General features: G+C 39.3%; 1 protein-coding gene and 1 pseudogene. One reads left to right on the forward strand and one right to left on the reverse strand.

What is annotated here, in order from left to right; all coding sequences use genetic code 11:
- Positions 1-53: 53 nt before the first annotated feature.
- Entirely contained in the window at positions 54-992 is a 939-nt protein-coding gene (locus tag DMB44_RS00005; RefSeq protein WP_110640022.1) for an NAD-dependent epimerase/dehydratase family protein, read from the reverse strand.
- Positions 993-1,197: 205 nt separating this feature from the next.
- Here DMB44_RS00005 and DMB44_RS00010 point away from each other — a divergent pair.
- Positions 1,198-1,654: pseudogene (locus tag DMB44_RS00010) on the forward strand (RNA-guided endonuclease TnpB family protein); the annotation flags it as partial.

Consider the following 1,654-nt stretch of genomic DNA (forward strand, 5'->3'; position numbering starts at 1 on the left):
GTGGAAATACACCCCTCCCCCTCTATTTAATTGTTTTATTAAATATAAATAATTTATAAAATTTGTCTCTTTATCTCCTCTATGGCCACCTTAACAGCCTCATCGCTGCTGTATCTGTTTTTCCATCCAGTCTCCTTCAGCTTCTTCACATCCATCCTTGTGTATTTGACGTCCCCGGGCCATCCTCTTCCCATATAGCCTCCGCGGTGCACTATCTTGGTATTCTTCAATCCCATAGCTTCTATAACATACCTGGCAATGGTATCTACGTTGGTCACATCATCGTTTCCAAGGTTGAACACATCGGTTCCCTTCACCTTTTCATAAACGTAGAACATGCTGTTTATGCAGTCGGTCACATGCATGTAAGATTTAGCCTGCGTTCCATCGCCAAGAACCTCAAGTTCACTGCTGTTCTTCTTGAGCTTGTTTATGAAGTCAAATATAACGCCGTGTGTGGAGTTCTTGCCGACTATGTTTGCGAATCTGAATATCTTCGCATCGATGCCGTAATAGTGCGAATATGATGATATGAATGCTTCTGCGGATAGCTTGGAAGCGCCATAGGATGATATCGGAAGCAGCGGACCATAGTTTTCAGGCGTAGGTATTATCTTTGCCTCGCCATATATCGTTGAACTTGATGCAAAGAGTATGTCTTTTATGTCGTTCTTCCTCATCATCTCAAGCACATTTACCGTTCCAATAACGTTTGAACGAAGATCAATAGTGGGATCCTGGGATCCGTTTCTCACATCAGAGTCCGCCGCAAGATGCACCACAACATCGTATTCGCCAGGTGTTACGGATTCTATTATATCCTCCTTTATGAAATTGAAATTATTTCTTCCCATGAACGGCCTTATGTATCTATCATCCGTTATGCTCAGGTTGTCTATCACCGTCACATCATTCTCTTCCAGCAACATCTCAACCATATTCGAACCGATAAAACCGGCACCACCAGTAATCATTACATGTTTTCCCTTCATCTTTAGGTAATCTGCTTTATAATAATAGTTATTCGCACTCTCTTACCATCACAATATAATCCGTAATTCTAATAACTATTTATACAAATACTGTATTATATTATTAACTATGAAAGCAAATGGGGTATTAAATCTGCTACGAATATCATGAAAGACGCTTCATGTATACGCCTCAACGGGGAAAAAAGTTCAATGGAGATAGGCTATGAAAACGATGAGAACTGAACAGATCTTTATCCGTGACAATGGTGTAATATCCAGAATGTGCCATGTATCAAAGAACCTATATAATCAGGTAAATTATATCCTAAGAGACCAGTTTTTCAATAGGGAAAAATTGTCCTCGTATGGAACTCTTGCGAAACAGTTTGCAGTGCCATCAGATATAGAGGAAAACAACAACTTCCAGAAACTGCCAGCACAGACAGCACAGTGGACAATTAAAAAGGTCAAGGAATCATGGAATTCCTTCTTCAAGGCATTAAAAACATACAAAAAACATCCAGAATTATTCAGCGGACCACCAAGACCACCAAAATACAAGAATAAGGATGGAGAATTTATATTAATATTCACAAACCAGCAGTGTTCTATTGATAATGGAATATTAAAATTCCCAAAAATCATGGATCTGGAGGTGAAGACAAGATTAGATGATGTAG

Origin of the sequence: Thermoplasma sp. Kam2015 (genome assembly GCF_003205235.1) — an archaeon.
In the GTDB taxonomy this organism is placed as follows: domain Archaea; phylum Thermoplasmatota; class Thermoplasmata; order Thermoplasmatales; family Thermoplasmataceae; genus Thermoplasma.